Origin of the sequence: Escherichia sp. GZ89 (assembly GCF_019366485.1) — a bacterium.
In the GTDB taxonomy this organism is placed as follows: domain Bacteria; phylum Pseudomonadota; class Gammaproteobacteria; order Enterobacterales; family Enterobacteriaceae; genus Escherichia; species Escherichia fergusonii.
In genome coordinates this window covers 264,230-282,380 of the sequence record NZ_JAEOHX010000004.1, presented here as the reverse complement: position 1 = coordinate 282,380, position 18,151 = coordinate 264,230, and the positions used below count along the sequence as shown (strand labels likewise).

Here is an 18,151-nt window from a genome sequence, read left to right as displayed (position 1 = left end):
GAACATTTTATGATCGAAATTACTGTCCCTGTATTACCGGAATCTGTCACGGAAGGCACGCTGACAACCTGGTGTAAACAAGAAGGCGAGCACGTAAAGCGTGATGATGTGATTGCCGAGCTGGAAACCGATAAAGTCATTCTGGAAATCCCGGCTCCGCACGATGGTGTGTTAAGCAATATTATCGTCAGCGAAGGTAGCACGGTCACGTCAGCGCAACTGTTGGCGCATCTTAAGCCGCAAGCTGCAATAGAAGAAACTGTCACACCAGTCACCGAAATCCTGGCGATGCCTTCCGCACGGCTGGAGGCACAGCGTAGTGGTGTCGAACTTGCTGACGTTGCGGGGAGCGGGAGAAATGGACGTATCCTGAAAGAGGATGTGCAGCGCGTTACTCCTGCACCAGCCACTCAGCCTGAACGGGTGGTGGAGATCGCGCCAGCTAAACCCTTGACACCGGGTGCTCGTCAGGAACGTCGTGAGCCGATGTCGCGCTTACGTCAGCGAATTGCTGAGCGTCTGCTGGCTTCCCAACAAAATAACGCCATTCTTACCACATTCAACGAAGTAAACATGCAGAGCGTGATGGATTTACGCACCCGCTGGAAAGATCGTTTTGCCGGGAAGCACGGCGTGAAGCTGGGCTTTATGTCCTTCTTTGTTAAGGCCGTTACCCGGGCGCTGGAACGCTTCCCCATTGTTAATGCCAGCGTCGATGGCAACGATATTATCTTGCGCGATTACTGTGATATTGGCATTGCGGTTAGCAGCAACCGTGGTCTGGTGGTGCCCGTATTACGCAATGCGCAATCACTCTCTTTGGTGGAAATTGAACGGCAAATTGCCGAATACGCCACACTGGCACGCAATGGCAAATTGCCGCTGGAGGCGTTACAAGGTGGTACGTTCTCTATCACCAACGGCGGAACTTTTGGTTCGATGATGTCAACGCCAATCATTAACCCGCCGCAGTCAGCCATTCTCGGTATGCATGCCATCACGCCGCGTCCGGTGGCAGAAAATGGTCAGGTTGTTATTCGTCCGATGATGTACCTTGCTCTCAGCTATGACCATCGCATTATTGATGGTCAGGAAGCCGTGCAGACGCTGGTGGCAATACGCGAGCTACTGGAGTCACCGGAACAACTGTTGCTGGATCTTTAAGGAAAGCGCCAATGATTACAATTTTCGATGTGGCAGTTATAGGTGGTGGGCCAGGTGGTTACGTAGCGGCACTGCGGGCTGCGCAGAATGGGCTTTCCGTAGTATGTATTGATGATGGTGTGAATGCTCAGGGCGAACCTTCGCCTGGCGGTACGTGCCTCAATGTCGGCTGCATTCCGTCAAAATCGTTACTGCAATCTTCTGAGCTGTATGCGCAAGTACAGCATGAGGCAAGCATTCATGGCGTTAACGTTGAAGGCGTATCTTTCAATGCTGCCGCGATGATTCAACGCAAAGACGCCATAGTAAGCCGCCTGACAATGGGCATCAGCTTGCTGTTTAAGAAAAATAAAGTGAAGCACCTGTGCGGCCTCGCAACGATAGAATGTGCTCAGGATGAGATTTGGCAATTACGCGTAAACGATCAACACCTTCACGCCCGTAATGTAGTGATTGCAACAGGTTCTCAGCCGCGTCAGCTGCCTGGCGTTACCATTGATAATCAACAGATCCTCGACAATCGTGGCGCCCTGGCATTGAGCGAAGTGCCACCGCGTCTCGGTGTGATCGGTGCTGGCGTGATTGGCCTTGAACTGGGGTCTGTGTGGAATCGGGTCGGTTCAGACGTCACGTTGCTGGAGATGGCGCCAATGTTCTTGCCTGCACTGGAAGCTCGCCTGTCGAACGAAGTCCGTAAAGCAATGATTGCCAGTGGGATGAAAATGCAACTGGCAGTAGAGATTGAGGCTATTGAACAACGGGATGACGGTGTGCATGTGCGCTGGCGGCAGGGTGAGAAGCAAGAAGAAAGCCGCTTCGATAAATTAATTCTTGCCATTGGGCGTGTACCGCGACTTTCTGGTGTCGATCTCGTGCAGCTCGGTCTGGAAGCCGACAACCGTGGCGGTATTGCCGTCGATAACTTATGCCGTACCGGGAAAGCCGGGCTGTGGGCGATTGGTGATGTCGTACGAGGGCCGATGCTGGCGCATAAAGCGATGGCCGAAGGTGTGGTGGTGGCTGATCAAATTGCCGGACTGGCGGTAGAGCCGGTTAATTTCGCGCTGATCCCTTCGGTGATTTACACCCAACCGGAAGTCGCGTGGGTAGGGGAAAATGAGGCCTCACTGAAAGCCGCTGGCAGAGCCTTTAACAAAGGAAATTCTCTGTTTGCCGGTAACGGTCGCGCCTTAGCATTAGGTCAGGAAGGTGGGCGTTGTACGTTATACAGCGATAAACACTCTGACCGCGTACTTGGCGGAGCGATTGTTGGCCCGCAGGCATCGGAGCTGATTAATGAAATTGCGCTGGCGATGACTTTTAGCGCCTCTGGCGAGGATATTGCCTGTGCGGTACATGCGCATCCGACGTTAAGCGAAGTCATCCACGAAGCAGCAATGGCCTTGAATAATAAAGTATTACACGGATAACACACACCACTGAGGGAATATATGAATTTACATGAGTATCAGGCCAAATCGTTACTGGCTGGCATGGGGATGCCGTGTCCAAAAGAGATAGCTATCCAACAGATTTCGCAACTGGCAGATGCCTGGCAACATATTGCTTGCCCGAGTAAAGGCGCGGTACTTAAAGCGCAGGTACACGCTGGTGGGCGCGGTAAAGCTGGCGGCGTAAAAGTGCTTAAGCAGCTGCCGGAAGCACAGGCTTTTGTACAGCAAATGCTGGGATCGCAACTGGTGACTTATCAGACCGGGCCAGAAGGACAGTATGTCCGCAGTATTTTGCTGTGCGAAAACATTTATCCGGTACGCCAGGAACTCTATTTTGGCATGGTGGTGGATCGTGAAAGCCAGCGGGTCACGTTTATTGTCAGCCCGGAAGGTGGTGTGGAAATTGAAAAAGTCGCCCATGAGACACCGGAGAAAATCAGCAGTGTCAGCATTGATCCACTGACAGGCGTGCAGCCTTGCCATATCCGCGAAATGTTTGCTGTTCTGCAACTGGAACACGGGCTATTTGCTGCCTTTAGTCGCCTGGTTAATCAGGCGTGGAAAGCCTTTAACGAACTGGATTTTGCCCTGCTGGAAATTAACCCTCTGGTGTTGCGGGAAACGGGCGAATTTATGTGTGCAGACGCGAAAGTATCGCTGGATGATAACGCGCTGTATCGTCACCCGGAACTCCAGGTGCTACGTGATGAAACCCAGGAAGATCCGCGCGAAAGCCAGGCGGCGAAGCTTGATCTTAACTATGTCTCGCTGGACGGAAACATCGGCTGCATGGTCAATGGTGCCGGATTGGCTATGGCAACCATGGACATCATCAAACTGTACGGTGAACAACCCGCAAACTTCCTGGATGTTGGCGGTGGCGCAACCCAGGAGCGCGTCAGTGAAGCCTTTCGGCTGATTGTTTCCGACAGCAAAGTGAAAGCCATTCTGGTCAATATTTTTGGTGGGATTGTTCGTTGCGATATGATCGCCCGAGCCATTATTCATGCACTGAATGAGGCCAGCATCACCCTGCCTGTCGTGGTGCGTCTCTCCGGTAATAACGCCGTCGAAGGGCAGCGGTTACTGGCAGAAAGTGGCCTGACGGTGGAAGCCGTCGATTCTCTGGATGATGCCGCGAAACGCATCATTGCGTTACTGAATTAACAGGAGGTTAAGATGAGCGTTTTGATCAACAAACACACGCGGGTACTGGTGCAGGGCATTACTGGCAAAAACGGCACATTTCATACAGAGCAGGCTATTGCGTATGGTACTCAGATTGTCGGTGGAGTGACGCCTGGCAAGGGCGGGCAACTGCATCTGGATCGCCCGGTTTTTGATTCAATGAAAGAAGCGATGCGACAAACTGAGGCTGATGCCAGCGTAATTTATGTGCCTGCGCCGTTTGTGCTGGATTCTGTCGTTGAGGCTATTGAGTCTGGCGTCAAATTGATTGTGGTGATTACCGAAGGTGTGCCAACACTGGATATGGTGAAAGTTCGTCGGTTGCTTGACTGCCACCCGGATGTGCGGCTGATTGGGCCAAACTGCCCAGGAATCATCACACCGGGCGAGTGCAAAATCGGCATTATGCCGGGAGAAATCCACCGCCCAGGGCGTATTGGGATTGTTTCCCGCTCCGGTACATTAACCTACGAAGCTGTAGCGCAAACCACGGCGCTGGGACTTGGGCAATCCACCTGTATTGGTATTGGCGGCGATCCGGTTCCGGGGACTAACTTTATTGATGCGCTGCGTTTATTCGAAAATGATCCGCAAACAGACGCGGTAATTATGATCGGTGAAATTGGTGGTAATGCGGAAGAGCGCGCTGCAGAATTTATTCGCCATGAAATGAATAAACCGGTCGTAGGTTATATTGCCGGTGTTACTGCACCAAAAGGAAAACGCATGGGGCACGCCGGAGCCATTATTTCTGGCGGTAGCGGCAGTGCGGAGGATAAATTCCGTGCGTTCGATAAAGCAGGCATGGCATGGACAAGAAACCCGGCGTTACTTGGCGAAACATTATGGAATGTTATTAAGTAATCCATAAATCTATCTCAAGGGAGCATATCGCTCCCTTTTTTTATCTGTGTGGTAAGGGAATCATCTTTTAATAATTGTGCGGAAAACCGCGCATAAAATAAAAAGGATAAATAGTTAACTCATTAAATAACAAAGCATTATTAAAAAATTAAAGATGGCATAGCTCCTGCAATAGCCAGGCAGGTTTTTTATTTTTCACAATGAGGTGAATATGTCATCAATATCCCATGACGCGTCACAAAAGCGTCGAATTATCCCTAATCCCGGCCTGTGGTTGGCGATCATTGCCGGAATTATTATTACCCTTCTGCCACTGGGCGATACATTGCCCGTCGCCGGACAAAATATGATCGCCATTCTGGTGTTTGCCATTATTGTCTGGATCAGCGAAGCGATGGATTACACCGCCAGTGCAATTGTTATTTCCGCACTGATTATCTTTATGGTTGGTTTTGCCCCGGATATGAATCACCCGGACACGATCCTTGGCACCGCGAAAGCGCTGAAAATGACTCTGTCGGGTTTTTCTAATTCTGCTCTGGCGCTGGTGGCAGCAGCAATGTTTATCGCGGCGGCAATGACCATTACCGGGCTGGATAAACGCATTGCGCTATTTACTATGTCGAAAATAGGTGCCAGCAGCCGTAGCATTATTATCGGTGCCATTGTGGTGACCATCGTCCTGAGTCTGGTCGTACCCAGTGCCACTGCCCGTACGGCTTGCGTGGTGCCGATTATGATGGGCGTCATTGCGGCATTTAAGGTGGATAAACATTCACGTTTAGCGGCGTCAATGATGATTGTTATCGCCCAGGCGACCAGTATCTGGAACGTTGGTATTCAAACATCGGCGGCGCAAAACCTGCTTTCTATCGGTTTTATCAATAAAACTTTCGGCGCCGGGCATTCTGTCAGCTGGCTTGACTGGCTGTTAGCGGGCGCGCCCTGGAGCCTCACCATGTCGGTGATCCTCTATTTCCTCGCACGTAAATTGTTGCCACCAGAAACGGAAGCTGTTGAAGGGGGGAGCGATGCCATTAAAAAAGCACTCGCAGAGTTAGGACCAACCACCGGTAAAGAAAAACGCTTGATCGGTATTTCGCTGTTGTTACTGCTCTTTTGGTCTACTGGCGGAAAATTACACAGTATTGATACCACCTCTGTCACCCTTGCCGGACTGGCGATTATGTTGCTGCCTGGCATCGGTGTAATGAGCTGGAAAGAGGTCGAAAAACGTGTGCAGTGGGGCACGTTGCTGATGTTTGGTATTGGTATCAGTCTGGGGTCCACGCTGCTTGATACACAGGCAGCTTCATGGATGGCGAACTATGTGGTGAAAGGTTTTGGTCTCGACGGCTTGCCATCATTAGCCATCTTCGCGATTCTCGCGGCTTTCTTGATCATCATCCATCTGGGCTTTGCCAGCGCTACTGCATTAACTGCTGCTTTGCTGCCTATCCTGATTAGTCTGTTAAGCAGCCTGCCGCCAGAACTCGGTGTTAACCCGGTCGGCATGACTATTTTGCTGGCCTTCAGTGTCAGTTTTGGCTTCATTCTGCCAATTAACGCGCCACAAAATATGGTGTGTATGGGTACAGATACCTTCACGCCACGCCAGTTTACTCGTGTGGGACTGTACCTGACAGTGATCGGCTACCTGCTATTACTGCTGTTTGCCGCCACATGGTGGAAGATCCTGGGACTGATGTGAGGAAACCAACGATGTCATTACAAATTGCGGTAGAAAAAGTGCGTTGGTTGACGGCCGGATTGCTGGAACTTAATGGCTGCGATGCTGATATCGCTCAGGATGTGGCAGAACATATGATTGAAGCTGAACGTTATGGCTTTGCCAGCCACGGTGTCACGCTGTTACCGAAATATCTGGAGAATATCGCTCGCGGCGATGTAACTGCGAATGCCCGCCCGGAATACCTGGCGAGTGAAGGTAATTTACAGCGTTTTCATGCCCACAATGGCTTTGGTCAACACGCCGGAAAAGTGGCAGTCAATGCTGCTATTGAACAAGCAAAACGCCGTGGTTTTTGCCTGTTAACGTTGTGTCATGCACATCATTTAGGGCGTATGGGGCATTACGGGCAAATGGTTGCTGATCAAGGCCTGGCGATGCTGGCAATGAGCAACGTTACCGGGCGTCCGGCGCTGGTCGCGCCCTGGGGCGGTGCGGAACCGCGTATGACCACTAATCCTTTTTGTTTTGCCTGGCCGTTCAGTGATGGGCGTCCGCCGATTCTGGTTGATTTTGCTACCAGTAGCATGGCGCTGAATAAAGCGCGGGTGATGTCGGCTGCCGGGAAGCAGGCAGCTCCGGGACAATTGATCGATGCACAGGGGAATCCAAGCAGCGATCCTGGCGTGTTATTCAGTAACCCTCCAGGAGCGTTACTGCCATTTGGTGAGCATAAAGGATTTGGCCTGGCACTGATGATTGAAATGATGGCAGGGATCTTATCTGGTGGTGACACGATCGCCGAAGATCATCAGGCGGATGGATCTGCGCATAATCATCTTTTTGCGTTGGTCATCGATCCTGATCAATTCACCGATCTGGCAGGGGAGAAAGGGCTGTTCTTTGCGAATTATCTGTTAGCCACGCAGCCTCAACCTGGCGGCAATCCGGTGATTTACCCCGGTATGCCAGAAGCTGCTAACCGGGAACGCAATGCGAAGATGATTACGATCCCGGTGTCATTCTGGTCCTGGGTGGTTGAACATTACGCCCGCAAAGGTATCGATTTGGGGTTACATCCTCAGGAATCAGCATTAGCTGGATGAATCCAGCCGATAAACTTGTGGTTGAATCTGATGCTTGTTGAGTTTGTCGTATAACGTCTTGCGCGGCAGTTGTAATAGCCGCGCAGTCAAACTGACCTGGCCTTCCGTTTGTCGCAGCATATCTTCGATTAACTTTTTCTCGAATGCATCAATGCAGGCGGTAAGGCCACTCTCTTCTTGCTGAGTCATTGGCACTGGCTGGTGGTGGGTCAGTAAACCGAGAACAAAACGCTCTGCATTGTGTTTGAGTTCACGTACATTGCCAGGCCAACTTTGTGACTGCAACCAGGCCAGTAACATGGGAGAAATATCAGGCAGAGGGCGATTATATTTTTGTGCCGCCTGACTGGCGAACCAGTAAAACAGTTCAGGGATATCTTCTCGTCGCTGGCGTAGAGGTGGAATATTCAGGTTAACCACATTCAGACGATAATAGAGATCGAGGCGAAACAGATGTTCTTCGCTGCGACGCAGTAAATCTTCCTTGGTCGCTGCGATAACACGGCAATTCACCGGAATTAATTGATTGGCACCTAATCGTTCAATGGTTCTTTCCTGCAATACACGCAGCAGTTTTACCTGCATCCCTGATGGCATTCCCTCTATTTCATCGAGAAATAACGTACCACCATTTGCATGTTCAATTTTTCCAATACGCTTTTTAACCGCACCGGTAAATGCGCCCGCCTCATGACCAAATATTTCGCTTTCAAACAGCGTTTCTGGTAAGCCTGCACAGTTTAAGGCAACAAACTGCCCCTGACGGCGGGTACTCCAGTGATGCAGCATTCTGGCGACGACTTCTTTACCACAACCTGTTTCACCATAAATAAGGACATCGGCACCGGTATCTGCGACATTAAGGATCATTTTACGCAATTGCTGCATCTGCGGACTACGACCAATCAGCACCGGGCCATTTTCCTGTTGCAGATTCGCCAGTAATTGCTGATTCTCTAAAACCAGCCGTCGCTTTTCTACTGCTCTGGCAATAATACTGAGTAATTTATCTGAGCTACAGGGTTTCTCAATAAAATCAAACGCGCCATTACGCATCGCCTCAACGGCCATTTCCACATCACCATGCCCGGTAATTAAAATGACTGGAATCTTGTTGTCCATTTCATTGATATAGTTTAATAACTCCAGTCCTGAGATACCCGGCAACCTGACATCAGTGAGGACAATTATATTTTGCAGGCTTTGGATTAAAGAAAAACTGTGTTCTGCATCGCAACAGGAAATAACACGATAACCAGCCAGCGTGAGCGTTTGTTCACAGGCAAATCGGACATCATCGCTGTCTTCAATATAAATAATGGTAATGTCATCGGACTTATTTATCATGATCTTCTCGCCATTCTGGCCAGGTTAATGTCATCACCGCGCCGCCTTCAGGATGATTACTGGCGTGGATAGTACCGCTTGAATTTCGGACAATTTCGCTGACGATCGCCAGCCCCAGTCCCATTCCTCTGCGTTTAGTAGTAAAAAAAGGTTCAAATATACGATCGATAACTTGTGGAGCAAACCCTGCGCCACTATCTTTAAGTGTAATAATGACTTTGTTATCGGTTTGGCGAATGGCAATATCCAGTCTTTTATTAGGACGGCCCTCCATAGAATCTAAGGCGTTACTAATTAAATTACTGAATATCTGCTCAAGTCCGAATTCATCGCAATTGACAAATAATGGCATGGAGGGCGCTTTTATTCGCCGCTCAACATTATTTTTTTCCATACTGTGATTAAGTAGCGCCACGGCGCTATACATTACTTTGATGACATCGGCAGAACCTTTTGGTACGCGATGGCGTGAGGCAAATGCTTTAAGCTCGGATATAAGCTGTGTCATCCGTTCAATCACTGAAATAATATGTTTCAGATTCTGTTCAACCTGCGGATACATCTCTTTTTTCAGCATAATACGCGCGTTATCCGTAAGAGCATAAATGGCAGCTAATGGTTGATTTTGCTCATGGGCAATTTCGGTTGCCATCTGCCCAAGTGCCGCCAGTTTGCTGGACTCTGCCAGTTCACTGCGCGTAATTTGTAATACTTGCTCAGCCTGACTGCGTTCTTTCATCTCCTGGAGTAATTTTTGATTGATCAATTCCAGGGCAGATGTACGCTCTTTAACTTGTTTTTCTAATGTTTCATTTGCCAGCGTTAATAATTGTTGTGCATGGGATCGCATTCGCCAGTATTTAATAAATAACAAAAAGAGCAGATAAATAATTAGTGTTATAACTAACGAAATAGCCCATGACCAGTACAGGTTATCTAAGGGAACCATAATTATCATTTTCCAGTTAAATTCTGGAATGGCGATTTGCTGTGTATAATATTTTGGAAATAAGCAGAGTTGTTCTTTTTTATCTTTCAGGAAAGTATAATTGCTAACGGTATAACAAGGGTAATAATCCGCCGGTAAAAGATTGTCGAGACTATATTGACGGGTAGATTGTAGTTTTTGTTTTGCCTGAACAGGTAACGGTTGCAGCGTTCTCATTCGCCATGGCGATTTTGAACTTAAAAATATAATCCCATGTTCATCATTAACGATGATGTTTTCAGGACCTTCGGACCAGGCTTTTTCAATTTCATTAAGACTTATTTTAACTACTACAACACCGACAATTTTTCCTTTATCTTTAATACTTGTAGAGAGGAAAAAACCTGGTGTATTCGTGGTGCTGCCGATACCGTAAAAGCGTCCATTTAAGCCAGACATGGCGTGTTTATAATAGGGGCGATAGCTATAATTTTGCCCCACATAGCTGCCGGGTTCCTGCCAGTTGCTGGAAGCGATGGCTTTACCTTGGGTATCCAGAATAAATATTGCAGCGGTTTTGAGTTGTGTATTGAAATGAGCAATTCGTTGATTGAGCTCGCTGGACATCATATCGGCAGGCGTAATTACTGCCTGACGGATGATATGGTCTGTTGAGAGCATATAGGGTAAAACATAAAATTGCTCGATGGTGGAATATAATGTGGACTTATACATTTCAAGCCGCATTTTATCGGTGCCGGATAATGTTATAAAACGCAAGTGCAAAAAAGCGATTGAAACCGCTAACATGATAAGAAAAAGTGAAATGCTTGTAATGTGAAATCGCCATTCGTTCTTAAATATATAATTCCACGATATTTTCATTCATCATCCATTGAATGTGTTTATATTTAACCTCAGTATATTCCCTGAAGAATGTTCGCGAGAACCAAAAGAGTGTCATTGTGTGAATGTGTAAGCAGAATAACCGTGGCAATGTGTGGTTTATCGCACAGGTATTCCAAATGTGATCGTGCTCTTTTTCTCTAACAAAACCGCAGATAATCCTTCCTTTCCCTTGCTGCTGGCGTTATGGTCAGATGGTTTTTTCAACAAATTACATAATAAAAAATCCAACAAACTGATTATTTAGGGAAAAATATGCGCAAGATCACACAGGCATTGAGTGCCGTTTGCTTATTGTTCGCTCTAAACAGTTCCGCTGTTGCCCTGGCCTCCTCACCTTCACCGCTTAACCCTGGTACTAACGTTGCCAGACTCGCAGAGCAGGCTCCTGTTCATTGGGTTTCAGTCGCACAAATTGAAAATAGCCTCACAGGGCGTCCACCGATAGCGGTGGGGTTTGATATTGATGACACGGTGCTTTTTTCCAGTCCGGGCTTCTGGCGTGGCAAAAAAACCTTCTCGCCAGAAAGCGAAGATTATCTGAAAAATCCTGTATTCTGGGAAAAAATGAACAATGGCTGGGATGAATTCAGCATTCCAAAAGAGGTCGCTCGTCAGTTGATTGATATGCATGTACGCCGAGGTGACGCGATCTTCTTTGTGACTGGTCGTAGCCCGACGAAAACAGAAACGGTGTCAAAAACGCTGGCGGATAATTTTCACATTCCTGCCACCAACATGAATCCGGTAATTTTTGCAGGCGATAAACCAGGTCAAAATACAAAATCGCAATGGCTACAGGATAAAAATATCCGAATTTTTTATGGCGATTCCGATAACGATATTACCGCCGCACGCGAAGTCGGTGCTCGTGGTATCCGCATTCTACGTGCCTCCAACTCTACCTACAAACCCTTGCCACAAGCGGGTGCGTTTGGTGAAGAGGTGATCGTCAATTCAGAATACTGACAGAGCGGGAGAGCGTGACACTCTCCCGAATGCTGTTTTTTTAATCACACCTTTATCCTTTCGCTGTCTTGCTGCAAACTGATTAAGAGAGTTTTATCAAGGAGCAGCACATGTGGTATCAAAAGACGCTCACGCTTAGCGCCAAATCTCGTGGGTTTCATCTGGTAACGGATGAAATTCTGAATCAGCTGGCTGATATGCCGCGCGTTAACATCGGCTTACTGCATCTGTTGCTGCAACATACCTCCGCCTCTCTGACACTTAATGAGAACTGCGATCCCACCGTACGCCACGACATGGAGCGTTTTTTCCTCCGCACCGTTCCCGATAACGGAAATTATGAGCATGACTATGAGGGTGCAGACGATATGCCTTCTCATATCAAATCCTCAATGTTGGGAACATCGCTTGTATTGCCGGTGCATAAAGGGCGTATTCAGACCGGCACCTGGCAAGGCATCTGGCTGGGGGAACATCGTATCCACGGCGGATCGCGTCGCATCATCGCGACACTACAAGGGGAGTAAAAAATGACCATTTCGGAGTTGCTACAATATTGCATGGCAAAACCAGGCGCAGAACAGAGCGTGCATAACGACTGGAAAGCGACACAAATCAAAGTGGAAGATGTGCTTTTTGCGATGGTAAAAGAGGTTGAAAATCGCCCGGCCGTTTCGTTGAAAACCAGCCCGGAGCTGGCTGAGCTGCTACGGCAGCAGCACAGTGATGTGCGCCCCAGCCGCCATCTGAACAAAGCACACTGGAGCACCGTGTATCTCGACGGATCGCTGCCGGATTCGCAAATCTATTATCTGGTGGATGCGTCTTATCAGCAGGCGGTGAATTTGCTGCCGGAAGAAAAACGTAAATTGCTGGCGCAACTCTGAAAGAAGGCCGCTCAGAAAGCGGCCTTAACGATTACAGCATCGGCTTGAGGAAGCGTGCCGTGTGTGATGCTTCGCACTCCGCGACGGTTTCTGGCGTACCGGAGACGAGGATTTCGCCGCCACCACTGCCGCCTTCCGGTCCCAGGTCGACAATCCAGTCAGCGGTTTTGATCACGTCGAGATTGTGCTCAATCACCACGATGGTATTGCCCTGATCGCGTAGTTTATGCAGCACGTCGAGCAGTTGCTGAATATCGGCGAAGTGCAGACCGGTGGTCGGCTCGTCGAGAATATACAACGTCTGCCCGGTGCCGCGTTTTGACAACTCACGCGCCAGCTTCACTCGCTGGGCTTCACCACCAGAAAGTGTGGTTGCGGACTGCCCCAGGCGAATGTACGTCAGGCCAACATCCATCAACGTTTGCAGCTTACGTGCCAGAGCTGGCACCGCATCAAAGAACTCACACGCCTCTTCGATGGTCATATCCAGCACTTCGTGGATGGTTTTGCCTTTGTACTTAATCTCCAGCGTTTCACGGTTATAGCGTTTACCTTTGCACTGGTCGCACGGTACGTAAATGTCCGGCAGGAAGTGCATCTCCACTTTGATCACGCCGTCGCCCTGACAGGCTTCGCAGCGTCCGCCACGGACGTTAAAGCTGAAACGTCCTGGCGTATAGCCGCGCGCACGGGATTCCGGTACGCCCGCAAACAGTTCACGTACAGGCGTAAACACGCCGGTATAGGTCGCCGGGTTAGAACGCGGAGTACGACCAATCGGACTTTGGTCGATATCGATGACTTTGTCGAAATGCTCCAGTCCCTGAATATCGCGATACGGTGCCGGTTCGGCGATGGTCGCGCCGTTCAACTGGCGTTGGGCAATCGGGAACAGCGTGTCGTTAATTAGCGTGGATTTACCGGAACCTGAAACACCTGTAATGCAGGTAAACAGACCGACCGGCAGTGTCAGCGTTACGTCTTTCAGGTTGTTGCCACGGGCCCCTGTCAGCTTCAACACTTTTTCCGGATCTGCCGGAACGCGTTTCTTCGGCACTTCAATCTTGCGTTTGCCGCTCATGTACTGCCCGGTTAACGACTCTGGCACGGCCATAATCGCTTCCAGCGGACCTTCCGCGACCACTTCACCGCCGTGTACACCCGCGCCCGGGCCAATGTCGATAACGTGGTCAGCGGCGCGAATAGCGTCTTCGTCGTGCTCCACCACAATCACGGTATTACCGAGATCGCGCAGGTGGATAAGCGTACCCAGCAGGCGTTCGTTATCGCGCTGGTGCAGGCCGATAGACGGTTCATCCAGCACGTACATAACGCCAACCAGTCCCGCGCCAATCTGGCTCGCCAGACGGATACGCTGGGCTTCACCGCCGGAAAGCGTTTCTGCCGAGCGGGAAAGTGTCAGATAGTTCAGACCGACGTTAACGAGAAATTTCAGGCGGTCGCCAATCTCTTTGAGGATTTTTTCCGCAATCTTCGCGCGTTGTCCTGCGAGCTTGAGATTGTTGAAAAACTCCATCGCATGACCAATGCTCATGTCGGAGATAGCAGGCAGCGGCGTATTCTCGACATACACGTGGCGCGCTTCGCGACGCAGACGTGTTCCGTCGCAGCTGGCACACGGACGATTGCTGATGAACTTGGCTAACTCTTCGCGTACCGCGCTGGATTCCGTCTCTTTATAACGGCGCTCCATATTGTGTAGCACGCCTTCGAACGGATGACGACGAATGGAGGTGTCGCCACGATCGTTCATGTATTTGAATTCGATGTTTTCTTTGCCAGAACCGTACAGCACCACTTTATGCACGTTCGCGCTCAGGCTGCCCCACGGCGCTTCGACGTCGAACTTATAGTGATCTGCCAACGATTTTAGCATCTGGAAGTAATAGAAGTTGCGGCGATCCCAGCCACGGATCGCACCGCCAGCCAGCGACAGCTCCGGGTTTTGGATCACACGATCAGGATCGAAATATTGTTGTACGCCGAGGCCGTCACAGGTCGGGCAGGCCCCCGCCGGGTTGTTAAATGAAAACAGGCGTGGTTCCAGCTCACGCATACTGTAGCCGCAAATCGGACAGGCGAAGTTGGCAGAGAAGAGCAGCTCTTCCGCTTTTGGATCGTCCATATCAGCGACGACCGCTGTACCGCCAGAAAGCTCCAGCGCCGTTTCAAACGACTCTGCCAGACGTTGGGTGAGATCGTCGCGCACTTTGAAACGATCAACCACCACTTCAATGGTGTGTTTCTTTTGCAGTTCCAGTTTTGGCGGATCGGAAAGATCGCAGACTTCGCCATCTATGCGCGCACGGATGTAGCCCTGACTTGCCAGATTCTCCAGCGTTTTCGTGTGTTCGCCTTTGCGCTCTTTAATGATTGGCGCCAGCAGCATCAGACGCTTACCTTCCGGCTGCGACAGCACGTTATCCACCATCTGGCTGACGGTTTGTGCCGCCAGCGGAACATCGTGGTCCGGGCAGCGCGGCTCACCAACGCGAGCGTACAGTAGACGCAAATAGTCGTGGATTTCGGTGATTGTCCCCACCGTAGAACGCGGGTTATGAGACGTCGATTTCTGCTCAATTGAGATGGCAGGAGAAAGCCCTTCAATATGGTCGACGTCCGGCTTTTCCATCAGTGACAGAAACTGCCGCGCGTAGGCGGAAAGGGATTCAACGTAACGACGCTGCCCTTCGGCATATAAGGTGTCGAAAGCGAGCGAGGATTTGCCAGAACCCGAAAGCCCGGTGACGACAATCAGTTTGTCGCGGGGGATAACGAGGTTGATATTTTTGAGATTATGGGTGCGGGCGCCCCGAACTTCGATCTTATCCATTCACCTTTCCCGGATTAAACGCTTTTTTGCCCGGTTGCATGGTGCTACCGGCGATCACAAACGGTTAATTATGACACAGAATGACCTGAATGAATATACAGTGTTGGAATGCGAAACCCAGAGCGCTATGTAACAATGTTTGACCAGAATTGTTTAGCGGAACCGAGGTCACAACATAGTAAAACCGCTATTGGTAATGGTACAATCGCGCGTTTACACTTATTAGAACGTTTTTTTTCAGGAGACATGAACATGGCCAGCAGAGGCGTAAACAAGGTTATTCTCGTTGGTAATCTGGGTCAGGACCCGGAAGTACGCTACATGCCAAATGGTGGCGCAGTTGCCAACATTACGCTGGCTACTTCCGAATCCTGGCGTGATAAAGCGACCGGCGAGATGAAAGAGCAGACTGAATGGCACCGCGTTGTGCTGTTTGGCAAACTGGCTGAAGTGGCTAGCGAATATCTGCGCAAAGGTTCCCAGGTTTATATCGAAGGTCAGTTGCGTACCCGCAAATGGACCGATCAATCCGGTCAGGATCGCTACACCACGGAAGTGGTGGTGAATGTTGGCGGCACCATGCAGATGCTGGGTGGCCGTCAGGGCGGTGGTGCTCCGGCAGGCGGCAATATGGGCGGTGGTCAGCCGCAGGGCGGTTGGGGTCAGCCTCAGCAGCCGCAGGGTGGCAATCAGTTCAGCGGTGGCGCGCAGTCTCGCCCGCAGCAGTCCGCTCCGGCAGCGCCGTCTAACGAGCCGCCGATGGACTTTGATGACGATATTCCGTTCTGATTTGTCATTAAAACAATAGGTTATATTGTTTTAAGGTGGATGATTAAAGCATCCGCCAGCCATAAAAAAGAAGCCTCCGTTATGGAGGCTTCTACATATCAGGTCATAATCATTGGCCATTCGGGTGGCGCCTGATTCATGACTTCTACCATCACTGATTCAATATTGTGCCAGATGGCAGAAATATCCATCATCGTGATGCCCAGCAAGCCTGTGGCAAACCAACATGCTGATACAACACCAAGCCCGCTGCTGATCACTGCCAGTCCGATGTAATCAGATTTGCGAAAACGGATGTTGAGCGTACTGGCCAAAAACATCAAAACCGCACTCAGTAACTGCCAGCGAAGAAGCACCACGCCAGTGGTTATGGTCGCCATGAAAGAAATCCTCTGAAGTTCGCAGGCCCTGGACAGCGCGGCGTTGCTCACTAAAGAGGCTTTACACTCTGGCTATCTACGGGCGTTCACATTGAATGTAATGAAACATTCATTAGTTTCATTATTTTGTGAACTATATCACATTGGTTTATTTGTTCGCCAGCATGGCGCCTGGAAAAACATCAACTTGTGGTGGTGAGGCGGGGGTGAGAATGCCCGCCATCATACCGGCGGACATCAGGTTTACAGGCGGTGGCGATAATCGCTGGGTGTACGATCAAATTCGCGGCGAAATACGCGGGAAAAAGTTTGCTGAGATACGTAGCCCAGATCCATAGCAATATCAAAAATGGGGCGCTCAGTCGTGCGCAGTTCAACGGCGGCCAGTAAAAGACGGCGCTGGCGAATATATTCACCCAGCGTCTGGTGCATCACTGTGCGGAACATCCGCTGCAAATACCACTTCGAGTAACCCGATTTTTTAGCGACCACATCAATGTTCAGCGGTTGGTCGATATGTTCATCAATCCATTCAATAAGTGCCTGAATAATTTGCTGATGGGACATAAAGCTGCCTCTTTTTCAGTGTTCGATTCGTCGTTTAGTCTGTGGGTGAGTATAATTCCTCAAGTTAACTTGAGGTAAAGCGATTTATGGAAAAGAAATTACCGCGTATTAAATCCCTGCTTACACCTGGTGAGGTGGCAAAACGTAGTGGTGTTGCAGTTTCAGCACTGCATTTTTATGAAAGCAAAGGGCTGATAACCAGTATTCGCAATAGTGGCAATCAACGGCGATACAAGCGCGATGTGTTGCGTTATGTCGCAATCATCAAGATTGCGCAGCGGATTGGCATACCTCTGGCAACCATTGGCGAAGCGTTTGGCGTTTTACCGGAAGGGCACACATTAAGTGCAAAAGAGTGGAAACAACTCTCCTCCCAATGGCGAGATGAGTTGGATCGGCGCATCAATACACTGGTGGCGTTGCGTGATGAACTTGACGGCTGTATTGGTTGCGGATGTCTTTCCCGAAGTGACTGTCCGTTGCGTAACCCCGGTGACCGTTTAGGAGAAGAAGGGACTGGAGCACGCTTGCTGGAAGAGGAGCAAAACTAAAGCGCCACAAGGGCGCTTTAGTTTGTTTCCGGTCTTTGTCTTTCTCTCTATCCCGTTGGTTCACGGGAGGGTTTCCCCCGACTTCAACACACCTCATTCGAGCACGTGGTGGAGGTTCCGGCTTGCGTTGATATTTTAATTTTATGCCACCTCCGAATATTCGCCAGCCAACTCTTACTCTTTTTAGCCGCAAAATTTGCGCTATCTTGCGCAATTTTTTGCCGCAACGAAATTCACAGTTTGTCGATTTTATCGATCGATTTGCTACTTAATCGCAGGAAAAATGTTGCAACATTGCGCACCGACGATAACGTTTGCGCATCGCTTGTGTTTTTTTTCATCACGGGTATAAGGAAAGGGCAAAAAAATCGCAATATCAGGTTGAAAATGCCTCTTTGATCGCTGGATAATCGTTTGCTTTTTTTTATCACCCGTTTTGTATGCGCGGAGCTAAACGTTTGCTTTTTTGTGACGCCCCTTATTGTCGCAAACCTGGACCAGGAAGAT

The 18,151-nt window shown here is 49.7% G+C and carries 16 protein-coding genes; 11 read left to right on the top strand and 5 right to left on the bottom strand.

Features of this window, described 5'->3' with window-relative positions; translation table 11 throughout:
- Positions 1 to 9: 9 nt before the first annotated feature.
- The 6 genes from odhB to K0335_RS09630 all read left to right on the top strand — a co-directional run bounded on the left by odhB (position 10) and on the right by K0335_RS09630 (position 7,466).
- Complete coding sequence (gene odhB, locus K0335_RS09655; protein ID WP_104919859.1) at positions 10 to 1,164, top strand: 2-oxoglutarate dehydrogenase complex dihydrolipoyllysine-residue succinyltransferase; 1,155 nt, start codon at positions 10 to 12, stop codon at positions 1,162 to 1,164.
- A gap of 11 nt (positions 1,165 to 1,175) precedes the next feature.
- Positions 1,176 to 2,594 carry a dihydrolipoyl dehydrogenase gene (lpdA, locus tag K0335_RS09650; protein ID WP_104919860.1) on the top strand — a complete coding sequence of 473 codons (1,419 nt, stop codon included), beginning with the start codon at positions 1,176 to 1,178 and terminating at the stop codon, positions 2,592 to 2,594.
- 21 nt (positions 2,595 to 2,615) lie between these two features.
- Complete coding sequence (gene sucC, locus K0335_RS09645; protein ID WP_104919861.1) at positions 2,616 to 3,785, top strand: ADP-forming succinate--CoA ligase subunit beta; 1,170 nt, start codon at positions 2,616 to 2,618, stop codon at positions 3,783 to 3,785.
- 12 nt (positions 3,786 to 3,797) lie between these two features.
- Positions 3,798 to 4,670 (top strand): succinate--CoA ligase subunit alpha, encoded by an 873-nt coding sequence (gene sucD / locus K0335_RS09640; RefSeq protein WP_000114642.1) that lies wholly within the window; start codon positions 3,798 to 3,800, stop codon positions 4,668 to 4,670.
- Between the two features lie 211 nt (positions 4,671 to 4,881).
- A complete protein-coding gene (locus tag K0335_RS09635) occupies positions 4,882 to 6,381 on the top strand; it encodes a DASS family sodium-coupled anion symporter (protein ID WP_002431748.1) in 1,500 nt (499 codons plus the stop codon).
- Positions 6,382 to 6,392: 11 nt separating this feature from the next.
- Entirely contained in the window at positions 6,393 to 7,466 is a 1,074-nt protein-coding gene (locus K0335_RS09630; protein WP_002431747.1) for an Ldh family oxidoreductase, read from the top strand.
- On the opposite strand, the gene K0335_RS09625 is transcribed toward K0335_RS09630, so the two are convergent.
- Both K0335_RS09625 and K0335_RS09620 read right to left on the bottom strand, forming a co-directional pair.
- Positions 7,455 to 8,813: a sigma-54 dependent transcriptional regulator gene (locus tag K0335_RS09625; RefSeq protein ID WP_000608871.1), complete on the bottom strand. Its 1,359-nt coding sequence runs from the start codon at positions 8,811 to 8,813 to the stop codon at positions 7,455 to 7,457. The genes K0335_RS09630 and K0335_RS09625 overlap by 12 nt on opposite strands.
- Positions 8,803 to 10,626 carry an ATP-binding protein gene (locus K0335_RS09620; RefSeq protein ID WP_219393803.1) on the bottom strand — a complete coding sequence of 608 codons (1,824 nt, stop codon included), beginning with the start codon at positions 10,624 to 10,626 and terminating at the stop codon, positions 8,803 to 8,805. Before K0335_RS09620 ends, K0335_RS09625 begins: the two co-directional genes overlap by 11 nt.
- 276 nt (positions 10,627 to 10,902) lie before the next feature.
- Here K0335_RS09620 and aphA point away from each other — a divergent pair, with 276 nt between their 5' ends.
- The 3 genes from aphA (at position 10,903) to K0335_RS09605 (ending at position 12,503) form a co-directional block, all read left to right on the top strand.
- On the top strand, positions 10,903 to 11,616 hold the full coding sequence (gene aphA, locus K0335_RS09615) for an acid phosphatase AphA (RefSeq protein WP_104919862.1): 714 nt from the start codon (positions 10,903 to 10,905) through the stop codon (positions 11,614 to 11,616).
- A gap of 110 nt (positions 11,617 to 11,726) precedes the next feature.
- Positions 11,727 to 12,143, top strand: coding sequence for a secondary thiamine-phosphate synthase enzyme YjbQ (locus tag K0335_RS09610; RefSeq protein ID WP_000270375.1), 417 nt, complete (start codon positions 11,727 to 11,729; stop codon positions 12,141 to 12,143).
- Between the two features lie 3 nt (positions 12,144 to 12,146).
- Positions 12,147 to 12,503: an MmcQ/YjbR family DNA-binding protein gene (locus tag K0335_RS09605; RefSeq protein WP_000155656.1), complete on the top strand. Its 357-nt coding sequence runs from the start codon at positions 12,147 to 12,149 to the stop codon at positions 12,501 to 12,503.
- A 31-nt stretch (positions 12,504 to 12,534) separates the two neighbouring features.
- On the opposite strand, the gene uvrA is transcribed toward K0335_RS09605, so the two are convergent.
- On the bottom strand, positions 12,535 to 15,357 hold the full coding sequence (gene uvrA, locus K0335_RS09600) for an excinuclease ABC subunit UvrA (protein WP_219393802.1): 2,823 nt from the start codon (positions 15,355 to 15,357) through the stop codon (positions 12,535 to 12,537).
- 252 nt (positions 15,358 to 15,609) lie between these two features.
- Here uvrA and ssb1 point away from each other — a divergent pair, with 252 nt between their 5' ends.
- Positions 15,610 to 16,146, top strand: coding sequence for a single-stranded DNA-binding protein SSB1 (ssb1, locus tag K0335_RS09595; RefSeq protein ID WP_104919864.1), 537 nt, complete (start codon positions 15,610 to 15,612; stop codon positions 16,144 to 16,146).
- Positions 16,147 to 16,244: 98 nt separating this feature from the next.
- Here the strand turns inward: ssb1 and K0335_RS09590 are convergent, their stop codons facing one another.
- Entirely contained in the window at positions 16,245 to 16,526 is a 282-nt protein-coding gene (locus K0335_RS09590; RefSeq protein WP_000201427.1) for a YjcB family protein, read from the bottom strand.
- A gap of 243 nt (positions 16,527 to 16,769) precedes the next feature.
- Positions 16,770 to 17,093, bottom strand: coding sequence for a superoxide response transcriptional regulator SoxS (gene soxS / locus K0335_RS09585; RefSeq protein ID WP_000019480.1), 324 nt, complete (start codon positions 17,091 to 17,093; stop codon positions 16,770 to 16,772).
- A gap of 86 nt (positions 17,094 to 17,179) precedes the next feature.
- Here soxS and soxR point away from each other — a divergent pair, with 86 nt between their 5' ends.
- The gene (soxR, locus tag K0335_RS09580; protein WP_000412441.1) at positions 17,180 to 17,644 is read left to right on the top strand and encodes a redox-sensitive transcriptional activator SoxR; all 465 of its coding nucleotides are present in this window, start codon (positions 17,180 to 17,182) and stop codon (positions 17,642 to 17,644) included.
- Positions 17,645 to 18,151 lie beyond the last annotated feature (507 nt).

Excerpts from the sequence above, each read along its gene's own strand:
- sucC (WP_104919861.1), top strand. The coding sequence starts at position 2,616 with ATGAATTTACATGAGTATCAGGCCAAATCGTTACTGGCTGGCATGGGG.
- ssb1 (WP_104919864.1), top strand. The coding sequence starts at position 15,610 with ATGGCCAGCAGAGGCGTAAACAAGGTTATTCTCGTTGGTAATCTGGGT.
- K0335_RS09605 (WP_000155656.1), top strand. The coding sequence starts at position 12,147 with ATGACCATTTCGGAGTTGCTACAATATTGCATGGCAAAACCAGGCGCA.
- K0335_RS09630 (WP_002431747.1), top strand. The coding sequence starts at position 6,393 with ATGTCATTACAAATTGCGGTAGAAAAAGTGCGTTGGTTGACGGCCGGA.
- K0335_RS09625 (WP_000608871.1), bottom strand. The coding sequence starts at position 8,813 with ATGATAAATAAGTCCGATGACATTACCATTATTTATATTGAAGACAGC.
- K0335_RS09620 (WP_219393803.1), bottom strand. The coding sequence starts at position 10,626 with ATGAAAATATCGTGGAATTATATATTTAAGAACGAATGGCGATTTCAC.
- K0335_RS09610 (WP_000270375.1), top strand. The coding sequence starts at position 11,727 with ATGTGGTATCAAAAGACGCTCACGCTTAGCGCCAAATCTCGTGGGTTT.
- lpdA (WP_104919860.1), top strand. The coding sequence starts at position 1,176 with ATGATTACAATTTTCGATGTGGCAGTTATAGGTGGTGGGCCAGGTGGT.
- K0335_RS09590 (WP_000201427.1), bottom strand. The coding sequence starts at position 16,526 with ATGGCGACCATAACCACTGGCGTGGTGCTTCTTCGCTGGCAGTTACTG.
- uvrA (WP_219393802.1), bottom strand. The coding sequence starts at position 15,357 with ATGGATAAGATCGAAGTTCGGGGCGCCCGCACCCATAATCTCAAAAAT.
- soxR (WP_000412441.1), top strand. The coding sequence starts at position 17,180 with ATGGAAAAGAAATTACCGCGTATTAAATCCCTGCTTACACCTGGTGAG.
- aphA (WP_104919862.1), top strand. The coding sequence starts at position 10,903 with ATGCGCAAGATCACACAGGCATTGAGTGCCGTTTGCTTATTGTTCGCT.
- sucD (WP_000114642.1), top strand. The coding sequence starts at position 3,798 with ATGAGCGTTTTGATCAACAAACACACGCGGGTACTGGTGCAGGGCATT.
- soxS (WP_000019480.1), bottom strand. The coding sequence starts at position 17,093 with ATGTCCCATCAGCAAATTATTCAGGCACTTATTGAATGGATTGATGAA.
- K0335_RS09635 (WP_002431748.1), top strand. The coding sequence starts at position 4,882 with ATGTCATCAATATCCCATGACGCGTCACAAAAGCGTCGAATTATCCCT.
- odhB (WP_104919859.1), top strand. The coding sequence starts at position 10 with ATGATCGAAATTACTGTCCCTGTATTACCGGAATCTGTCACGGAAGGC.